We start from the raw sequence: 19,432 nt of genomic DNA, 5'->3' as shown, positions 1-19,432 counted from the left end.
TTCGGTTCAGTAGTCGGCGTCGGAGTAGACGACGAGACCGCGAAGGTTCTTGCCGTCGAACATGTCCCGGTATCCCTGATTGATGTCTTCCAGGCGGTAGCGGGTGGTGACGAGTTCGTCGAGCTTGAGATTCCCGGAGCGGTAGAGATCGAGCAGCCTCGGGACCTGGGTGCGGGGACCGACGCCACCGAACACCGCACCCTGGACCCGCTTCTGCAGCAGGGTCAGCTCGAACAAGTTGAGGTCGACGGTCGACTGAGTGAAATCGCCCATGCCCGTGACGATCACCTGCCCGCCCTTGCCGGTGAGGCTCAGCGCCTGCTGGATGTGTTCGCCCTTGATCTCACCGACCGTGATGATCGAGACCTCGGCCATCCTTCCCCACGTGAGGTCGGGCAACTCGGCAGCGGCGTCCGCCACGGAGGCGAACGTGTGGGTGGCTCCGAACTCGAGCGCCTTCTTTCGCTTGAAGTCGACCGGGTCGATCGCGACGACGAACCGGGCACCCGCGAACCGCGCACCCTGCACGGCGTTGATCCCGACGCCGCCGATGCCCATCACCACGACAGTGTCGCCCGGATGGGTGTCGCCGATCTCGGTCGCCGAGCCCCAGCCGGTGGAGACGCCGCAGCCCAGCAGTGCGGCGACCTCCAGCGGCACATCCTTCTCGATCTTGACGACGGAGGCCTGGCTGACCGTGACGTACGGCGCGAAGGTGCCGAGCAGGCACATCTGGATGACAGGTTGGCCGTCGCGGGTCACCCGGTAGCTCTTGTCGGAGACAGCCTGCCCGGTCAGCAACCCGGCACCCTCGTCGCACAGGTTCTGCAGACCGCCGGCGCACGACGGACACGTGCCGCACGCCGGTATGAAGGCGAGCACGACGTGATCGCCCTCTTCCAGTCCGGTGACGCCGGGGCCGACCTTGGTGACCACCCCGGCGCCCTCGTGCCCGCCGAGAACCGGCATGAACGGCACCGGACTGCTGCCGGCGACGACGTGCGCGTCCGAATGACACAGGCCCGACGCGGCCAGTTTCACCTGAACCTCCCCGGCAACCGGGTCCCCCAGATCAACCTCGCAGATCGTCCAGGGTGCGCCGATCTCCTCGACGACAGCAGCCTTTACTTTCACCTGAGCCCCTCTTCGCGTGTCGCCGGACACAATCCCGGACTAACTGAGATGTGAATCACTATCCCGAACCGTAGGGCGGTGGCTCGCTCTTCGACAGAACCGTCCCGGCCACAACTCGACATTTCCGGCCACTTCGGAGGGTTCGGAGCCCGTTGACCGGACCTCGCGGGTCGGCGAAACTGGCCAGCATGACCTCTGGCGCCGCTGAATCCCCAGATCAGAGCGCCCTGCCCGGCTCCCCTGTCCTGCAGTCGACCAACCGGGTCATAGCGGCCATGACCGACCCGTGGGACCACCCGCGCACAGCGGTTTCGGTCGCGATCATGTGCGAGTGGGCGGCGCAGCGCGGGATCCCCGCCGAGTCGTTGCTGGCCGGCTCGCACCTGGACGTCACCTCGTTGGAAGACACGGAGACCGTCGTCGAGGCCAGCCAGGAACTCGCGGTGATCCGCAACCTGGCCGCCGTCTCCGCTGACCGTCCCGGTCTGGGGGTGGAACTGGGCAGCCGCTACCACCTGACCGCGTACGGCTATCTGGGCTATCTCCTGGCCTCGTCGGCCAGCGTGCGGGACACGGTCCACCGAGGTCTGTACTACGCGATGCTGACCTTCGCCTTCTCGACCATGACGGCCCGCATCGACGATGACCACTACGTCCTGGCCTTCGACGCCGGTGACATGCCCGCGGGAATCCGGAGGTTCGTCATCGAACGTGATCTGACCGCTGTCATGCAGATCCAGCGCGACACGTTCCCCTACGTCCACGCGGCCCCGCTGCGCGAGATCAGATTCGCCTTCCCGGCGGCCCCGACAACGGGCTCCGTCGATGTCTACCGGGATTATTTCCGGGTTCCGGTGTCATTCGGGTGCGCCCGCAACGAGATCGTCTATGACGTGGGGTATCTCGACCTGGCGCCGCCGATGGCGAACGCGCACACGACGCAGCTCATGGTCGCCCACTGCGACCGCATCCGCGCCGAGCGGCTGCACCACACCGGTGTTGCCGCCCAGGTGCGCGCACATCTACTCGACCAGTCGTCGCTCGACCTCACCCTGGAAGACGTGGCGCTGCACCTGCACTACGCATCGCGGACATTGCGCCGGCACCTCGAGCGCGAGGGCACCACCTACCGGGCCGTCCTGGACGAGGTGCGCCGGAGCGTCGCCGACAATCTGCTGCGCGACCGCATGATTCCGCACTACGAGATCGCCCACCGGCTCGGGTACCAGGACTGGTCGAGCGTGGTCCGGGCCCGTCGGCGCTGGCGTCGCGGGTGACGCCCGGAGGTCGCGCAGATGCGGACACCGCCGCTGGATAGGCTGGCGCGGATGAATCTCGACGGCAATCAGACGTCCATCCGTGAGGCGATCGACGCCGGGCTGTTGGCCGGCGCGGTCACGCTGGTGTGGCAGGCGGGCAAGGTGCTCCAGGTGAACGCCCTGGGCCACCGCGACGTCGATGCGGGGCTGCCGATGCAGGCCGACACCATTTTCCGGATCGCCTCCATGACGAAGCCCGTCACGGTGGCCGCGGCGATGACGCTGGCGGAGGAGGGCAAGTTCGCGCTGAACGAGCCGGTGACCAGATGGCTGCCCGAACTGGCCGACATGCGCGTGCTGCGCGAGGCGCGCGGCCCACTGGACCGCACCGAGCCCGCGCGGCGGCCCATCACGTTCGACGACCTGATGACCCACCGCAGCGGCCTGGCCTATGTGTTCTCGGTCCTGGGTCCGCTGGCTTCGGCCTACGGCAAGCTGTCGCTGCGCCAGGATCAGGACCGCTGGCTGGGCGAGGTGGCCAAACTGCCGTTGGCCCATCAGCCGGGTGAACGTCTCACCTACAGCCACTCCACCGATGTGCTGGGGATCGCGCTGTCCCGGATCGAGGGCAAGCCGCTGGCCCAGGTGCTGTCTGAACGGATCTTCGCGCCGCTCGGCATGGTCGACACCGGGTTCTCGGTCGACGCGGCCGGCCGGCGACGTGCGGCGACGATGTACCAACTGACCGCCGACAACACCTTGACCCACGATGTGATGGGGCCGGCGCCGATCACCGATCCCCCGTTCTGCACGGGCGGGGCAGGGTTGTTCTCCACCGCCGACGACTATTTGAAGTTCGCCAGGATGTTGTTGGCCGGCGGGACGATCGACGGGGTGCGCGTGCTTTCCGAGGAGTCGGTACGGGTGATGCGTACCGACCGACTCACCCCCGAACAGAAGCAGCACCAGTTCCTCGGGGCCCCGTTCTGGGTGGGCCGCGGATTCGGCCTGAACTTGTCGGTCGTTACCGATCCGGCGAAGTCACGCCAGTTGTTCGGCCCGGGCGGATTGGGCACGTTCAGTTGGCCCGGCGCCTACGGCACCTGGTGGCAGGCCGACCCGTCGGCGGATCTGATCCTGATCTATCTGGTCCAGAACCATCCGAATCTCTCGGTCGACGCGGCCGCCGTCAGCGGTAACACCTCGACGGCGAAACTTCAGATGGCACAACCCCGATTCGTGCGGCGCACGTACCAGGCGCTCGATCTCTGAGCGTCTGATCGACTCGGGGTCACATCCGCCGCGCATACGCTGTGGCCCATGACGCAGCCCACCGTTCTTGTCAGCGGCGCCGGGATCGCCGGACCCGCGCTGGCCCATTGGTTGACCGACTACGGGTACCGGGTGGTCGTGGTGGAATCTGCGCCCGGAATCCGGCCGGGCGGACAGACTGTCGACCTGAGGGGCGCCGGTCGCGACGTGGTGACCCGGATGGGCCTGATGGACGAACTGCGGCGCCGGTTGATCGATCAGAAGGGAATCGCGTGGGTCCGCGCCGACGGCACCCGTCGTGCCGAGATGCCGGTGACGGCGTTTCACGGCAACGGCGTGGTGTCGAAACTGGAGATCCTGCGTGGTGATCTGGTGGACACACTCTACGAATGCACAAGGGCGCGCGCCGAATACCGGTTCGGCACCCGCATCACCGCGCTGCACCAGACCGGCGGTGTCGTCGAGGCGACGTTGAGCGACGGTACTGCGGTGACCGCGGATCTGGTGGTCGGCGCCGACGGACCGCACTCCGCGGTTCGGCGGCTGGCGTTCGGTCCCGAAGAACAATTCGTCAAACTGCTCGGCGGCTACAACGCCTGGTTCACCGCCCCGGACACCGCCGGGCTCGACGGCTGGTACCTGATGTATCAGGAGCCCGGACTCAACGCGTCGATGCGCCCGGCCCACGAGCCGGCACTATGCAAGGCCGGCTTGGCCTTTCGGTCCGGGCCCCTGTCGTTCGACCGCCGCGATCCCGACGAGCAACGGGCCCTGCTGGCAACATATTTCGAAGGTATCGGCTGGCATTGCGAGGCGTTACTGGCCGCGGCGGCAGACGCCGGCGACTTCTATTTCGACGCCTTTCTGCAGGTCCACATGTCGACCATCTCGAACGGCCGGGTGACGCTGGTCGGCGATGCCGGCTACTGTGCCTCACCCTTGTCCGGCATGGGTACGAGCCTGGCGCTGGTCGGCGCCCACGTCCTGGCCGGCGAACTCGGTGCGGCCGAGTGCTTTGATACCGAGCAGATCCCGGACGCACTGATGCGGTACGAGGCAGTGATGCGGCCTTATATCGACCGGTGCCAGGCCCTGCCGCAGGGCATTGACGGCTACCTCCCCAAGTCGTCCGGCGATGTCACGGTGACCGCTCAGGTGATGAAGTGGATGCAGCGCTGGCCGCTCCGTGGGTTCGCCGAGCGCAAATGGTTCACCACTGCCGACGCGGTCAACCTCCCGGACTATCCGCTGCCGGCACGCTGAGGCTGCGCTACGCGCCGGCCCTGGCCGCCGACACCGCGGACAGTTTGGCCTCGGCGATCCGGTAGAGGCCGTCGAGTGCGGACTCTTCGATACCGAGGTACTCACAGACGACGTCGCGGGCGACCCCGGCGTCGCGCAGCCGCAATGCCAGCGAGTACGGCAAGGGCAGCGCCCGCAATGCCTGTTCGCGTACCTCGCCCTCGTCGGCCATCGATCCAGGATGCGACGGTTCCGCCGAACCAGACTGAGTACCCCGGTACCCGAATCAGCGGCGGTGCCGTCGGGGTAGCAGCGCTATCAGCTCGGCCCTGGTGGACACACCGGTTTTCGCCATTGCGCGGTAGATGTGGCCCTCGACGGTGCGGACCGAAAGGTGTAGGCGGTCGGCAATCGCGCGGCCGGACATACCGGCGCCGATCAGCATGGCGATCTCGCGTTCCCGGTCGGTCAAGGGCAGACGTTCGGCGGCGGTGAGCAGCGCCGGCGTGGCCGCGCCGCCGCATGCTTCGGCCAGTGTCGTGGCACGCGTTGCCGCCGCCAGGGTCGACCCGCGCATGTCCTTGCGTCGATACGCCACCGCCGCGCGACCGGCCGCGTCGGCGGCCGCCACCAGGTCCCCGAATTCCTCGAATTCTGTTGATGCCTTTGCCAACCCGTCACCGTCGTCGCGAGCAAGGGCCCGGCACAGCGCGGCAGCGGCACCGACCCGTGGCCCCTCCACGAGACCGGTCAACTCGTCGAGCCGGCGGGTTCGGGAATGATCACCGAGCTGTGCCGCGGTCTGCAGACACAGCACCTCGGCCGCCAATTGTCCGTTGGCCCCGGCGGTGTCGGCGGCATCGAGCGCGATGTCGACGGCCTCCGATACCGCCCCTTGCGTTGCAGCGACCCAGGCCCGTACCAAGGCATGCTCGTAGGCGAGGTACTGCCAACTGGGATGCCGACATTCGTCGAGTTCGATCACCGCAGCATCGTCGGACAGACCGCTGATGGCCAGTGCCGTGGCCCGGGGCAGCTGAAAGCGATAGGCGAATCCGTTCGTCTCCCCCGCGGCCCGCAGTACCTCGACCGCCGGATCCAACAGTTCAGCCGACTCTCCGAGTTGTCCGGCCCCCGCCGCGGCGCGACCCGCGAGCGCAATGCCGAACAGCTGTGCCGCGCCGGGGAGCTCGGCGGCCCGGCGGCTCAGCTGCTCGGCTTCGTCGTTTGCCTCGCGGATCCGCCCGGCCAGCAGCAGCGCGCCGATATGTGCGTCGGCGATGACGAACCGCGTGTGGGCCGCATCGAAGGAACCGTCCGTGATGCGGTAACCGACTTGGGCGGCCGCTACGGCCTCGTCGGTGCGTCCCGCGTCGCCGCACGACGTCGCCACGGCCCACGCGGTCACCGCACCCACGATGGCAGGCAGAGCCTCCAGGTCCAGGCGGCTGAAGGCGGCCCTGGCCTGTTCCGGATCACCCATCGCAGCCCAGTACACGGTGTAGAACGCGTCGATGCAGGCGCGGGCGGCCGCCGGGATGCCCGCCGCCGCATCGTCGACGTGCCGCTTCGCGCCGGCCGGGTCGGCGAGCGCCCACAACATGTTGGAGGCGCGCAGGAAGGCCAGCCGGGCCCGTGCGTCGTCGGTCAGGTCGCCGGTCTCGATCGCGGCGAGCACCGCATCCGACTCCTCGCCCCGGCTGAGCCACGACAACGCGTGGGCACGAATGAATTTCGCCTCCGCGCCGGCTCCCGCCGAGATCGCCCCCTGAGCCAGCCGGTCGGCCAAGACCAGGTCGGACAGCCACACCGCGCCTTGCGCGGCCCGGGTCAACAAGTCGGGATCGGGCGGCAGATCCGAATCGAGCATCAGCGTGGCCCGCCGTACCACCACCCGCATGGAATCGCGGTCATCCCGGTCGCCGAGCGCGGTGGCCACCAGCCCGCGCAGTCGGCGCAACCGGGAACCCGGCACCCGGTTGCGCCGCACCTCGGAGTACAGCGGGTGGGCGACCCGGACCTCCCGGTCCGTGGGATCGATCGTGATCAAACCACGGGTCTCGGCCGCAGCCACCGCATCGGCGTCGGTGATCGCGGCCAACCGCTCCAGCTGGATCGGCTCGGCCACCGCGAGGACGTCGACCACCTCGCTCACCGCCGGCGGCAGGGCACCGATTCGCGTCTCGATCAGTTCGACCAGGCCCGGCGGCATCACCGGATCTCCGGTCCACCGCCAGTAGCCCTGCCGACAGGCGAGCCGCCCCTGCGCGACTTCCTGTTCGACAATGTTGCGCAGGTACAGCACATTGCCGCGGGTAAGCCGCCACAACCGTTGCGCTGCTTGCTCATCGATCGGACCCCCGAGCGCGGCAGTCAGCAGTCGGGTCGACTCGTCCCGGGACAACGGCTGCAGGTCCAACCGATCGAACCGGCCGCGCTCGCATGCCGTCAGAACCTCGGCGGGTACCGGCGCACCGGTACGCGCGGTCAGCAGGAGCTTGGCCGCGCCGCGCTGCACGATCTGTTGCAACACGAAACCCGACAACCCGTCGAGCAGGTGAGCGTCATCGACACACACCAGCACGGGCCTCCCGTTCGATGTCCCGGTCAGGCCGTCGATCACCCGGCCGACCAGCGCCACGCTGTCGGCGTCCGAGGTTCCCACCCACCGCGCGAACGTTCCCAACGGCAGCGCCTGGGCGGCTGATGTCCCTACCGCCCAACGGGTTTCACGACCACCCGCGGCCACGGTCGAGAGTGCCTCGCGGGCGATTCGGCTCTTGCCGACTCCGGCGGCCCCATAGATCACGATCCCGGACAGTTCGGCGGAGGCCAGCGCAGCGTCGATCAGCCGGGTCTCTTCCAAACGCCCCGTCAGCGGCCAGGCCAGTCGCACGCAACGAGATTAGGCCGAGACAAGGTCGTTAGCACGGGTAACGACGAACTTCGATGTCGTCAGAGGTCCGGGGCCCGGCCGAGCGTGGTCACCGGCCGGTCGTGCCGTCGATCAGTTCGCGCAGAATGTCGGCGTGGCCGGCGTGGCGGCCCGTCTCTTCGATCATGTGAGTGAGCGCCCAGCGGACGGTGGGTGCGGCCCGTCCCGGCCGCGATCGAGGAACCGGTGCCGCGAGGTCGGCGCAATCATCGAGCACCGTGTTGGCGCACTCAACGGCCTCCCGGTACCGGGCGACTATGTCAGCGACGCGGTCCGACGGTTCGACAGCGAAGGTCGCCTGCCAGTCGGTGACATCGTCCCCCAGAAAAATCCACCGTTCGACGTACGTCAGATGATTCAGGACGCCCAGCAGCGTGGTCCCCGACGGCACCGCGGACGTGCGCGCCATCGGTTCCGGCGCGCCGTCGACCTTCATCGCGATCGACCCGCGCAGATAGTCGAGAAACCCCCGCAAGACCTCGGATTCGCTGTTCGCGGTCCGCGGTGGCGGATTGTCGTGCCTGCGACGATGGCTTGTGTCCACCATGCCCAGTATCAGCGCGGCGGCGCGCTAAGGCACGGATCTTGCCGTTCCGGCAAAGGTGCCGCTCACCCCGCCAGCGCCTGGCGGGCATACGCGCGCACGTCGGCGTCGGTGTCGTCCAACGCCACGGTGAGTGCCCGGCGGGCCGTCGACTCCGATCCCGCCCACCGGCTCAGGCTCAGCACCGCGGCCTTGCGGACATCGAGGTGCTGGTCCTCCAGCGCCCGCGACAGGGCGGGTACCGCGACCGCGGGCACCGCCCCGGCCAATGCCCGCGCCGCGCCCTGGCGGATCTGCCAGGCCGATTCGGTGAATGCCTTCTCGACACTGACCACGTCATCGTCGGTGCAGCCGACCGCGCCGAGCGAGGCCAGGGCCGCCGCCCGCACCAGCGGATCGGGGTCGTCCAGCGCCACGCGCACCGCATCCGCGCCGGCGCGCAGGGTCGCCAGGCCGCCGACAGCGGCGATCCGCACTTCCCGGTTCTCGTCGGTCGTGGCTGCCGCCACGCCGGTGTGATCGTCGACCGACACCAGGGCCCGTACCGCCTCGATCCGTACCCGGTGATCGGCATCGATCGACGCGACCCGGTACGCCTGGGCGCTGCCTACGCGCCGGGCACTCAACAGGTACACCGTCACCGCGCGGACCACCGGGTCCGCGGACTCCAGCCGGTCGGCGAAGGCACCCGGGTCGGGCAGCACCTCGACGAGTTCACGGACCGAATCCGCAGTTTCCCGCCGCACACCGGCGTCGTCGTCGGCCAGGGCCGCCACCAGCGCGGGCTGGTATCCGTCCGGTAGATGCTCGACGAGGGTGGCGACCGCCGTACGGCGCACGCCGGCGTCCGGGTCGGTCAGGTAGGTGCTCAGATCCTCCAGCGACGGTTCCTCCAAGGCCAGTACCGCAACGATCCGTGGTGACGGCGGCTGAGCGGATCCCGGGCGGACCCGGGAGTGCTCGGCCGCCGGAGCCCTGCCGCCGTGAAGGTGTGGCTGGTCGACGGTGGTCACCGGGTCCTGCGAAGTCAGGTGATCCAGCTCGGGTACCGCGACGAAATACGGTGCCACGGGCCGTTTCACGAACTGCATGGCGCCGTCGACACTCTTGTACAGGTTGAGGTGGTAGCGCCACTCCGTGTCGTCCCGCTGGGGCAGATCGGCACGCTCATGGTAGAGGCCCCAACGTGATTCGGTCCGGGTCAACGAGGACCGGGCCGCCATCTCCGCGCAATCACGGATGAAGGACACCTCCGCGGCACGCATCAACTCGTGCGGGGTGCGGGCGCCGATCCCCTCGACCTCGGTTGCCATGCGCTCGAAGGTCTGTACCGCGATCGACAGCTTGGTGGCAGTCTTCGGCGGTGCCACATAGTCGTTGACGAACCGTCGTAGTTTGAACTCGACCTGCGGTTGCGGCGGACCGTCGGGGTGACGCAGCGGGCGGTAGATGAGCTCGTGGGCCTCGGCCACCTGATCGGCCGGAAGTTGGTCCGGCGCCGCCACTTCCGGAAGCGTCGAGGCCGCATGTTCACCGGCGAGGTCGCCGTAGACGAACGCGCCGATCATGTAGTTGTGCGGGACACACGCCAGGTCGCCGGCCGCGTACAGGCCGGGCACCGTAGTGCGGGCATGCTCATCCACCCACACACCAGACGCGGAATGCCCTGAGCACAAACCGATCTCGGAGATGTGCATCTCGATATCGTGGGTGCGGTAGTCATGCCCCCGGTTGGCGTGGAATGTTCCGCGGGTGGGCCGTTCGGTGGTGTGCAGGATGTTCTCCAGAGTGGTCAGCGTTTCGTCCGGCAGATGGCTGACCTTGAGGTAGATCGGTCCGCGGGCTGATTCGATCTCCTCCTTGACCTCGGCCATCATCTGCCCCGACCAGTAGTCGGAGTCGACGAACCGCTCCCCCAGTGCATTGACCTGGTAACCGCCGAACGGGTTGGCCACGTACGCGCACGCCGGGCCGTTGTAGTCCTTGATCAGCGGATTGACCTGGAAGCACTCGATTCCCGACAGTTCGGCGCCGGCATGGTAGGCCATGGCGTACCCGTCACCGGCGTTCGTCGGGTTCTCGTACGTGCCGTACAGATAACCCGACGCGGGTAACCCGAGGCGGCCGCACGCCCCGGTGGAAAGGATCACGGCCTTGGCCGCGACGGTGACGAATTCGCCTGTGCGGGTGTTGAATGCCGCGGCGCCGACCGCCCTTCCCTCATGAGTCAACACGCGCACCGGCATCAACCGGTTCTCGATCCGGATCTTCTCGCGCATCGACCGTTGCCGCAGCACCCGATACAGGGCCTTCTTGACATCCTTGCCCTCGGGCATCGGCAGCACGTAGGCGCCGGACCGGTGTACACGGCGCACGGCGTACTCACCGTGCTCGTCCTTTTCGAATTTGACCCCGTACCGCTCGAGCCGTTGCACCATGGCGAATCCGCGGGTGGCGGTCTGGTAGACGGTGCGCTGGTTGACGATTCCGTCGTTGGCCCGGGTGATCTCGGCGACATAGTCCTCGGGCTCGGCCTTGCCCGGGATGACGGCGTTGTTGACGCCGTCCATCCCCATCGCCAGCGCTCCGGAGTGCCGCACGTGGGCCTTCTCCAGCAGCAGGACCTGGGCGCCGTTCTCGGCGGCGGTGAGTGCGGCCATCGTGCCCGCCGTACCGCCGCCGATCACCAGCACATCGCAGTCGATCCGGACGGCGTCAGCGACATCGGGAATCTCGGTCAGCTCGGTCATGGATGCTCCAGGGCGGCAATGATCTCGGCGCGCAGCGCGGATCGTTCGGGATGGTCGGTTCGGGGCTGGCCCACCTCGATGAGGGCGCGCAACGGCTGGCCGGCACGCCCGAGCACCGCGACACGGTCACCGAGTGTGAGTGCCTCGTCGACGTCGTGGGTGACGAACACGATCGTCGTCGGATGGGCCTGCCAAGTGTCGATCAGCAACCGCTGCATGGCCGCCCGGGTCTGGGTGTCCAGCGCGGCGAACGGCTCGTCCATCATGACCGCGCGGGGTGCACCGGCCAGGCCGCGGGCCAGCTGAACGCGCTGCCGCATGCCGCCGGACAGATTCTTCGGCAGGAAGTCAGCGAACCCGGACAGGCCGACCTCGGCGATCCACCGGTCGGCACGCTCGCGCCTCCCTGCTTTCGGCTCGCCCCTACGCCCATTGCGCGGCTCGCCGCTACGCCCATTGCGCGGCTCGCCGCTACGCCCATTGCGCGGCTCGCCGCGGAGCTGCAGGGCCAGTTCGATATTGGACCGCACCGTGCGCCACGGCAGCAACGCGCTGTCCTGGAACACCATGCCGCGGTCGCGCGAAGTGGTGGTGACCGGTTCGCCGTCGGCCAACACCCGGCCGCCGTCGGGCCGCAACAGCCCGGTGAGCGCACGCAACAATGTGGACTTGCCGCAGCCCGACGGACCGGTGAGCACCAGGATCTCGCCGGGCTGCACGGTGAGGCTCAGATCCGCGATCACCGGAGCGCCGGTGTAGGACAACGTGATTCCGTCGAGTTCAAGCCGCATCCCCGTGCCGGCAAGCGTTGTGGTCATCGCACACTCTCCTCACCACGCGGCAACCAGCGCGTGACCCGGCGCCCGATCAACTCGACCGCCGCGGCGGTGAGGAAGCCGAGGACACCGATCGTGATGATGCCGACGAACACGGCGGGATAGTTCAGCACCGTGTAGGCCTGCCAGGTGCGGTAACCCACACCCAGCCGGCCCGAGATCATCTCGGCCGAGATCACGCAGATCCAGGCCACACCCATTCCGACCGAGAGCCCGCCGAACAGTCCCGGCAGGATGCCCGGCAGCACCACCTGGCGCAGCACGTCGAGGCGACCGCCACCGAGGGTGCGGACCGAGTCCTCCCAGATGGTCGGCAGCGCACGCACCGCATGCCGGACGCTGACCATGATCGGGAAGTAGGCCGCGAGGAACGTGATGAAGACGATCCCCGCCTCATCGCTCGGGAACAACAGGATTGCCACCGGCACGATGGCGATCGCCGGGATCGGGCGGGCCAATTCGGTGAGCGGGCCGAAGATGTCGGCGAACAGTGCCGTGCGTCCCAGCAGGATTCCGGTGATCACACCGACCACCGCGGCGATACCGAACCCGGTGAGAATCCGGATCAGCGACTGGCCGAGGTCCAGCCAGTACTCCGGTGTGCCCAGCCGGTTCACCAGGGCCGCAGTGATTTCGGTGACGGTGGGCAGGGTGTCGAACCGCAGACCGAACCGTACGTCGTTGGCGGTCAACAGCTGCCACAGGACTATGGCACTCACCACCGACGCCAGGCGGATCAGCCGATGCCGCCAGACCGAAGGCGCGGGGCGGGTACGGGCGGCGTCCGGCGCGGCCGGAAGGTCGCTGACCGCAACCGGTGCGGCGTCGGTGGTGGTCACACCGCACCTGCCAGCGCTTGCTGATAGTCGACGATCGCTGCACCGGGATGCGTCGTGATGTAGCGCTCGGCGCCCGCCTGAGTGCCGAACGGCAGGTGGCCCTCAGCGCCTGATCCGGGCAGGCGCACCCACACGGCCTTGTCTGCGAACCACCGGGTACCCAGTTCGGCGTCGGAGATGTAGGCGGCGCGGACCTTCTTGCCCTCGCCTTCGGCCTGCCGGATCGCCTTGAGCAGGCACACCGGCGTCGCAGCCGCCGTGGTGGTATCCGATCCGTCAATCCAGAGCTCACCTGCCGTGGCGGGATTGTCGACAGCGCTGTGGCACACCGGGTCGGTGCCGCTCAACGCCGACGGGTTGGCGTTCGAGGCCAACGCCTTCTCGTAATCCTGGCCGCGAGCCGAGAACGCCGCCCGCAGCGGTCCGTCCTGCACGAAACCGGGAACATCGAGGTCGGCGAAGTTGTCGATCGACTTCAGATAGGGCACATCGCCTTTGAGTGCGTCGACCAGCGACGGTTTGAGCGTGGTGTCGAACGAGGTGCCGCCCGGCCCGTTGTACAGGTAGACAACCTCCTGTGGCAGCCCACTGCCCTCGGCCACGAGGCGGGCCGCCTCCAACGGCTTGGTGTTGAGAAAGTCGGTGGCATCCAGTTGGGCCTGTAGGAAGGCGTCGAGGACCTCCGGGTGGTCAGCCACATACGCCCGGCGCACCACCACACCGTGCAAGGTCGGATAATTCAGCTCGGCCCCGTCGTAGAGCAGCTTGGCCTTGCCCTGCTGGACCAGCAGCCCCGGCCACGCGACGAACTGCGAAAGCGCCTGAACCTGACCAGATTCCAGCGCCGACGCGCCGACCTGCGGCTGCTGGTTGAGCACCTCCACACCGGCCTTGGCGTCGATACCGCCCTTGCCGAGCGCTTGCACCAGCATGCCGTGGCCGGCCGAACCGACGCTGGCCGAGACCTTCTTGCCGGCCAGATCGGTCAACGACTTGGCGGGCGAATCCGGTGCCACCACAACCATGTTCAGCGCACCCTTCGGGTTGTACCCGGTGACCGAGACGATCTCGGTCTTGGCGCGTTCGTTGGCCTGTGTCTTGGATCCGTTGATGAGCATCGGATAGTCACCCATGGAACCGATGTCGATCTTCTCGGCGACCATCTGCGCGGTGATCGGTGCGCCGGTGTCGTAGTCCTGCCACGTCACGTTGTACTTGGTGCCGGTGCGGGTGGTGATGTCGGCCAGGCGGCGTTCCAGGTACCCCTGGGCGCGCAACAACGTTCCGGCGGTGACGGTGTTGATGGTCTTGGACTGGTAGCCGACGACGACATCGACGGTGTCGGAAGATTTCGTCGCCGAGTCCAGGGAGCAACCGGCGGTCACGAGCGTGAGACCGGCGGTAAGGGCGATCAGGGCTGATTTCACTTCAGGTCCTCTAGCGGATGAGATAGGGCATGTTGACGGTGACCGCGCCGGTGGGACAGCGGGCCGCGCAGGGCCCGCAGTACCAGCACTCGTCGACGTGCATGAAGGCCTTACCGTTCTCGGGATTGATGGCCAGCGAATCCAGCGGGCACACGTCGACACACAATGTGCAGCCCTCGATACACAGGGACTCGTCGATGGTCACCGGGACATCGGCGCGTTGATTGACCAGCGTCATGCGTCACTCCTAACAAGGTTGCCGCGCATGGTGATTCGGTCACCACGCATCCTGATGTACTCCAGGTCGACGGGCGTGCCGTCATCCAGGCTGGTCAGCCGCTCGGCCATCAGCAGCGCCGATCCGGCCGGCACCTGCAGCGTCGCCGCGGAGTGCGGGTCGGCCGAAACCGCTTCCAGGGCAAGGCTCGCCCCACCCAGGCGCCGCCCACTGACCCGTTCGATGAGCGCGAAGATGTCGTTGCTCTCCAGCGGGTGGCCGATCACCTGCTCACCGATTTCGGGAGCGAGGTAGGTCAGATCCAGCGACAGTGGCAGATCCGCGAGGTAGCGCAAGCGCTCGATGAAGACCACTTGCGTACCCGGCTCGAGTGCGAGCTTTCGAGCCACCGCCGGAGGGGCCGAAAGTCGCTGTACGGCACGGACTTCGTTACGCACGTCGCCGTAGTCCTTGAAGGTCTCTTTCAGACCCACCAGCGCGTCGAGGCCATGATCGTACTTGCGGGCCGCGACGTGCGTGCCGACCTTGGTGCCGCGGTCGATCAGCCCCTCGGTCTTGAGCACCGCGAGGGCTTCACGGATGGTGTTGCGGGAGACGAAGAATTCGGCGGCCAGTTCCGCCTCGGGTGGCAGGGCGCCGTCATAGCTGCCCTCGTAGATCTGATGGCGCAGGACGTCGGCCACCTGGCGGGCCTGATCTGCGCGCGCACGGCGGCTCGGCAGCGATACGGGATGGGCTTCGGGCTGCGACGACACGCAATCAACGTAAGGGGCGATTCAGGGTCGTCGCAGTGCGGCGATTTCGCTGTCGGCGCAGGTTAACTGATTGCGCCGCCGCCCGACGTGAAGTACCTGGCGAAACCTTTCCCCAGGCACGCATTACGCCACCTCGGCCGTGACAAGAATTTACAAATCGCGATGATCGAAACGTCGTCACGATCCGATTGTGTGACCGCGGGCCGGCCCAAAAAACTTTGGTCACTCTGACCACGTCTGTCCCTATCGGCGGTTTCTTGTCGGGTTATCGAACTAATGTTCGAATCATGAAGGTCGGGTTGGCGCAGAGCCGAGGTGCAGTGCAGGCTGCGCTGGCCGGGCACCTGGCTGCGACCGCGACGCTTGTCGATATTGATTTCACCGGGTTCGACACCGCAGAGTTGTTGGCGATCCAGTCCGGGCGCGAGGAGCAGGCCCGCACCCAGGCCCTCATCGATCACCGCCTCCAGTCGGCGCTGATGGCCCGGACCAGCCCACCCGAGGTCGGCGGCAAATCATGGACCGACGTCCTTGCCACCCGGATGCGGATCAGCCGCAAGGAAGCCTCACGCCGAGTGTCCGCGGCCGCGGACCTGGGCCCGCGGTATTCCCTCACCGGCGAGATATTAGAACCGTTGCTGCCCGCATGCGCCCAGGCATTGCGGTCGGGGTCGATCAACACCGAACACATCACGATCATCCGCGACACGTTGGCAGAGGCCGAAAAGTACGTCAGCGCCGCTGAACTCGCCCAGATCGAATCGGACCTGGTGACCGCAGCGACCCGCGACACTCCCGAAACACTCAAGGCCGCCGCCGACAAACTGCTCTACCTGCTCAACCAGGACGGCGACGGGCCCGATGTCGCAGCCCACCTGCGTGGGCTGCGGATCGGCAAACAGGACGCCGACGGATTGGTTCACGTCGAAGGCTGGCTGGACCCCGAGGCGGCGTCCTATCTCACCACCGTCACCGGCGTGTGGGGCGCGCCCGGCATCAACAACCCCGATGATCCCGAACCACTCCACAACCCGACACCCAACCCACTCGAGACCCCTGCCGACTCACCCGAGACCGACGCGGCTGAACCGTCGGCCACCGAAGCCCGGGCTGAACGCGACACCTCCCCAGAGCAGGAGCAGGCCGCCAACCGCGACACGCGTACCCAGTCCCAGCGCAATCACGACGCGTTCAAAGTGGCGCTGCGCGAACTACTGATGTCCAAACGGCTCGGCCAGCACGGCGGCCTCCCGGTCACCGTGGTGGTCTCGACCACGCTGGCCGAACTGGAGGCCGGGGCCGGAATCGCGGTCACCGGCTCAGGCATCCGGATGCCGATGAACGACCTCATCCGGCTGGCGTCGCACAGCATCCACTACCTGACCGTCTACCGCCACCACACCGCCGAGCCGCTGTACATGGCCCGCACCACACGGTTGGCAACCAAAGCCCAACGACTCCTGCTCTACAACCGTGACCGAGGATGCACCCGCCCCGGATGCACCGCACCGGCAGACTGCTGCCAGGTCCACCACGCCAAAGCCGACTGGCGACACGGCGGACAAACCGACGCCCCCGACCTCGCACTGAGCTGCGGGCCCGACAACCGCCTGGTCGGGCTCGGCTGGACCACCAGCATCGATCCCGACACCGGACGTATCCACTGGCATCCCCCACCCCTGATGGACACCGGGCAAGACACCCTCAACCATCACTTCCACCCCGAAGAACTACTAGTCCCCCCAGATAGTCCCCCGCAACGAAGTAGCTGACAGACCGAACAGCCCCCGAACCAGCTCAACCACGCTGGCATACAACGTGATTGAGTTCCACCAGGGCGCGTGCCGACGGACAAATTGCCCTGGCACGATCACACCCTCGGCCCAGCCCGCCCTAACTCGCAGTCACGCTCACGAGCCCGCCGCGCTGACCGTGACCGGAATGCCGTTGAGCGCACCGTTTCCGGACGGTTCGTCGATGAAGTCCGGCAGCGACAGGATGTTGGTGTTCACCCCGGGTGCCGCGTTGGCGACGCCGAGCCGGGTGCCGGGCTGGCCGTGTCCCCAGCCGTGCGGCATGGACACCACGCCGGGTTTGATCGCATCGGTCACCTCGACCGGCACCACGATCTTGCCGGCAGTCGACGCCACTTCGGCGTTGTCACCATCGGCGATGCCCCGAGACGCCGCATCCTGGCTGTGCATCAGCAGGGTGCACCGGTCGCGGCCCTTCATCAGCGAACCGACGTTGTGCAGCCAGGAGTTGTTAGACCGCAGATGCCGGCGGCTGACCAGCACCAGATCATCGGGAGCGCGATCGAGTCGCTCGGCCAGCCGGGGCAGGTCGTCGAGAAGGTATTGCGGCGCCACCCGGATCTTCTGGTCGGAGGTCCCGAGTACCTCGGGCACCCGGGGAACCATCGGGCCGTAGTTGATGCCGTCCGGATGGGCCTTGAGCTTCTCCAGGGTCAGGCCATCCGGGTTCTCGCCGTACCGGTCACCGAACGCAGCCGTCCGCAACGTCAGATCGAGCATCCGCTCCGGGCCACCGTGGTCGTAGTGCTTGCGGATCTCAGCGCCGTCGAGCCCCTGGGTGAAGCACAGGTAGTCGAACCAGCCGTCGTCGAGCGCGGCGATGTCGACGTCCTCGGCCGGGGTACCGGTGCACAACCCGGTCAGCCGGATCAGGATCTCCCATTCCTCGGGCGCATCGGGATCCTCGCGATGAAACACCGGCGGCGAGTAGCGCGCGAAGCTGTTGATCGCCGCGCCCAGCAGCAGATCGGCGGAATGCGGCTGCTCGAGCGCCGAGGCACCGGGCAGGATGACATCGGCGTGCTTGGTGGTCTCGTTGAGCCACAGGTCGACCGAGATCATCGCGTCGAGCTGCGGCAGCGCGTCGTCGAGTTTGTCGCCGCCCGGAGTCGACAGCACCGGGTTGCCGGCCACCGTGATGAGGGCCTTGAGCTGGCCCTCACCGGGGGTGGTGATCTCTTCGAGCATGCAGGACACCGGGACCTGACCCATCACCTCTTTGGCCCCGCGGACCCGGGTGCGGTAACGGCCGAAGTTCGGCGCCCCGTCCTCGAGTCCCGGGATCGGCTGGCTGGTGACAGTCCACGCGGTCGGGGTGGCGAACATCGCGCCGCCCGGGGTGTCGAAGTGGCCGGTGACGATGTTGACGACGTCCACCAGCCAGCTGGCCAGGCTGCCGAACTCCTGATTGCAGGTGCCGATCCGGCCGTAGACCACCGCACGCGATCTGCCGGCCAGCTCACGGGCCAATCCGCGAATCCGCTCTGCATCGATACCTGTTGCGGCAGCGACCCTTTCGGGCGACCATTCGGCCGCCACCTGCTGCAGCGTCGACACCCCGTCGAGGTGGCGCTCCAGGTCGCCGAGGTTGACCAGCCCTTCGTCGAACACCGTGTGGATGATCCCGAGCAGCAGGGCGGCATCGGTGCCGGGGGTGATCGGCAGCCATTCGTCGGCCTTGGCCGCGGTGGCGGTGCGCACCGGGTCGATGACGATCACCTTGCCGCGCTTACGGATACCGCCGATGATGCCCATCACGTCCGGGGCGGCCAGCAACGAGCCCTGTGAGGCAGCGGGGTTGGCGCCCATGACCACCAGCAGGTCGGTGCGCTGAATGTCGGGTGTCGGGAACGCCCACCAACTGCCGTACATCAGGTGCGACGACAGGTTTTTCGGCCACTGATCGATGGTGCCCGGCGAGTAGGTGATCGGCATGCCGGACAGGCCGAGCAGGATCGCCGCGTAGCGCGACAGCGAGAACGAGTGCGCCAGCGGATTTCCGGTGTACGCCGCGACCGCGCCGATGCCGTACTTCTCGACGACGGGCGCGAGCAGTTCGGTGCAGCGACGGAACGCGGTATCCCAGTCAACTTCGTGCCACTGGCCGTCGACCTTGATCATCGGCCGGCGGATCCGGTCGGGATCGTCGTGCAACGTGGCCAGCGAGGCGCCTTTCGGGCAGATGTGCCCCGCACTCCACTGGTCGGCCTTGTTCGGCCGCACACTGGCAACCCGGCCGTCCTCGACGCGAATCTCCAAACCGCACATCGCTTCACACAGCGGGCAGGCGTGCAGATGCAGGCCGTCCTCACCGATGGCGGCGATCTTTCGCGGCTCTGGTCCCATCAGCGGCCTCCGGATGTCGGTACGGGTGTAACACACGTAAC

15 protein-coding genes are annotated in these 19,432 nt (G+C 67.5%); 4 read left to right on the top strand and 11 right to left on the bottom strand.

Annotation, left to right across the window (positions count from 1 at the left end):
- Window positions 1-6 precede the first annotated feature (6 nt).
- The gene (locus tag AB0I14_RS07360; protein WP_358018093.1) at window positions 7-1,134 is read right to left on the bottom strand and encodes an NDMA-dependent alcohol dehydrogenase; all 1,128 of its coding nucleotides are present in this window, start codon (window positions 1,132-1,134) and stop codon (window positions 7-9) included.
- Window positions 1,135-1,322: 188 nt separating this feature from the next.
- Here AB0I14_RS07360 and AB0I14_RS07355 point away from each other — a divergent pair, with 188 nt between their 5' ends.
- From AB0I14_RS07355 to AB0I14_RS07345, 3 genes are read left to right on the top strand one after another with little or no spacing between them, the layout of a single operon-like run.
- Window positions 1,323-2,411, top strand: coding sequence for an AraC family transcriptional regulator (locus AB0I14_RS07355; protein WP_358018090.1), 1,089 nt, complete (start codon window positions 1,323-1,325; stop codon window positions 2,409-2,411).
- Window positions 2,412-2,462: 51 nt separating this feature from the next.
- The gene (locus tag AB0I14_RS07350) at window positions 2,463-3,665 is read left to right on the top strand and encodes a serine hydrolase domain-containing protein (protein WP_358018087.1); all 1,203 of its coding nucleotides are present in this window, start codon (window positions 2,463-2,465) and stop codon (window positions 3,663-3,665) included.
- Between the two features lie 48 nt (window positions 3,666-3,713).
- Entirely contained in the window at window positions 3,714-4,928 is a 1,215-nt protein-coding gene (locus AB0I14_RS07345; protein ID WP_358018085.1) for an FAD-dependent monooxygenase, read from the top strand.
- A gap of 7 nt (window positions 4,929-4,935) precedes the next feature.
- On the opposite strand, the gene AB0I14_RS07340 is transcribed toward AB0I14_RS07345, so the two are convergent.
- The 9 genes from AB0I14_RS07340 to AB0I14_RS07300 form a co-directional block, all read right to left on the bottom strand.
- Window positions 4,936-5,139: a hypothetical protein gene (locus AB0I14_RS07340; protein ID WP_358018082.1), complete on the bottom strand. Its 204-nt coding sequence runs from the start codon at window positions 5,137-5,139 to the stop codon at window positions 4,936-4,938.
- Window positions 5,140-5,193: 54 nt separating this feature from the next.
- Window positions 5,194-7,803, bottom strand: a complete 2,610-nt coding sequence (locus tag AB0I14_RS07335; RefSeq protein ID WP_358018080.1) for a LuxR C-terminal-related transcriptional regulator — start codon at window positions 7,801-7,803, stop codon at window positions 5,194-5,196.
- 88 nt (window positions 7,804-7,891) lie between these two features.
- On the bottom strand, window positions 7,892-8,389 hold the full coding sequence (locus AB0I14_RS07330) for a DinB family protein (protein ID WP_358018077.1): 498 nt from the start codon (window positions 8,387-8,389) through the stop codon (window positions 7,892-7,894).
- A gap of 62 nt (window positions 8,390-8,451) precedes the next feature.
- On the bottom strand, window positions 8,452-11,136 hold the full coding sequence (locus tag AB0I14_RS07325) for a fumarate reductase/succinate dehydrogenase flavoprotein subunit (protein ID WP_358018074.1): 2,685 nt from the start codon (window positions 11,134-11,136) through the stop codon (window positions 8,452-8,454).
- Complete coding sequence (locus AB0I14_RS07320) at window positions 11,133-11,954, bottom strand: ABC transporter ATP-binding protein (protein WP_358018072.1); 822 nt, start codon at window positions 11,952-11,954, stop codon at window positions 11,133-11,135. The genes AB0I14_RS07325 and AB0I14_RS07320 overlap by 4 nt, the downstream gene beginning before the upstream one ends.
- Window positions 11,951-12,811: an ABC transporter permease gene (locus AB0I14_RS07315; RefSeq protein WP_358018069.1), complete on the bottom strand. Its 861-nt coding sequence runs from the start codon at window positions 12,809-12,811 to the stop codon at window positions 11,951-11,953. Before AB0I14_RS07315 ends, AB0I14_RS07320 begins: the two co-directional genes overlap by 4 nt.
- Window positions 12,808-14,238, bottom strand: a complete 1,431-nt coding sequence (locus AB0I14_RS07310; RefSeq protein ID WP_358018066.1) for an ABC transporter substrate-binding protein — start codon at window positions 14,236-14,238, stop codon at window positions 12,808-12,810. The genes AB0I14_RS07315 and AB0I14_RS07310 overlap by 4 nt, the downstream gene beginning before the upstream one ends.
- Before the next feature lie 10 nt (window positions 14,239-14,248).
- A complete protein-coding gene (locus AB0I14_RS07305) occupies window positions 14,249-14,476 on the bottom strand; it encodes a ferredoxin family protein (RefSeq protein ID WP_003880761.1) in 228 nt (75 codons plus the stop codon).
- Window positions 14,473-15,231: a GntR family transcriptional regulator gene (locus AB0I14_RS07300; protein ID WP_358018062.1), complete on the bottom strand. Its 759-nt coding sequence runs from the start codon at window positions 15,229-15,231 to the stop codon at window positions 14,473-14,475. Before AB0I14_RS07300 ends, AB0I14_RS07305 begins: the two co-directional genes overlap by 4 nt.
- Before the next feature lie 287 nt (window positions 15,232-15,518).
- Between AB0I14_RS07300 and AB0I14_RS07295 the strand changes: the two genes are divergently transcribed.
- Window positions 15,519-17,003: a DUF222 domain-containing protein gene (locus tag AB0I14_RS07295; protein WP_358018059.1), complete on the top strand. Its 1,485-nt coding sequence runs from the start codon at window positions 15,519-15,521 to the stop codon at window positions 17,001-17,003.
- 138 nt (window positions 17,004-17,141) lie between these two features.
- Here AB0I14_RS07295 and AB0I14_RS07290 read toward each other — a convergent pair whose 3' ends face one another.
- Complete coding sequence (locus AB0I14_RS07290) at window positions 17,142-19,391, bottom strand: molybdopterin-dependent oxidoreductase (RefSeq protein WP_358018056.1); 2,250 nt, start codon at window positions 19,389-19,391, stop codon at window positions 17,142-17,144.
- Window positions 19,392-19,432: the final 41 nt, after the last annotated feature.

Source organism: Mycobacterium sp. NPDC050441, from assembly GCF_040655355.1.
Classification (GTDB): domain Bacteria; phylum Actinomycetota; class Actinomycetes; order Mycobacteriales; family Mycobacteriaceae; genus Mycobacterium.
Note: the sequence above shows the minus strand (reverse complement) of the source record. Positions and strands in the feature narration are given on the sequence as shown.